The sequence below is a fragment of the Pseudahrensia aquimaris genome (assembly GCF_042676045.1).
In the GTDB taxonomy this organism is placed as follows: domain Bacteria; phylum Pseudomonadota; class Alphaproteobacteria; order Rhizobiales; family Rhizobiaceae; genus Pseudahrensia; species Pseudahrensia aquimaris.
The window spans coordinates 1-748 of record NZ_JBHTJV010000018.1 but is presented as its reverse complement, the minus strand read 5'-3'; the positions used below and the strand labels follow the sequence as shown (position 1 = coordinate 748).

1 pseudogene is annotated in these 748 nt (G+C 54.7%); it reads right to left on the bottom strand.

The features are described 5' to 3' along the window. Positions 1 to 689: pseudogene (locus ACFQ14_RS14350) on the bottom strand (IS3 family transposase); the annotation flags it as partial. Between the last annotated feature and the right edge of the window lie 59 nt (positions 690 to 748).

Below are 748 nucleotides of genomic sequence, written 5' to 3'. Positions count from 1 at the left end.
GGTCTTGATATAGGTTATGTCCGTCACCCAAGCGGTGTCTGGCGCAGCAACATCGAATTGGCGCGCCAGCGTATTATCGACAACCACAGACGGCTTTCCGCCATACGATCCGGGACGGCGCTTGTAGCCAATCTGGGCCTTGATACCGGCAAGAGAAGCCAGTCGCGCTACACGGTTGGGACAGCACGTCTCGCCCCGATCCAGTAGATCATCATGCAGCTTGCGGTAGCCGTAGACCTTGCCGCTATCATTCCATGCAGACTTGATAAGCTTTGTCTGACGCTCGTCTTCCTGCGCCCGATTGCTCAGTGGGCTCTTCAACCAAGCATAGAACCCGCTGGGATGGATGCGAAGACAACGGCACATCGCACGTACCGAAAACGACGGACGATGCTGGACCACAAACGCGTACTTCACTTTGCATCTCGCGCGAAGTACGCGGTGGCCTTTTTTAAAATGTCGCGCTCCTCGGTGACGCGCAGCAGCTCATTCTTCAATCGCCGTATCTCGGCTGACTGTTCGTCGCTCGAATGAGGTTGATCTGGCTTCGAGAACTTCTTCACCCAGTTGTAAAGCGAGTGCGGGCTGACACCCAGCCGCTTCGAAACCTCCGCAACCGGATACCCCCGATCAACAATCTGGTGCACCGCATCACGCTTGAAATCGTCACTGAAATTGGCTTTGCCCATAATGGCCTCCTTGCCTCAAAATTAGGGAAGAAGGTGTCTACAAATCTAGGGGCTATTCA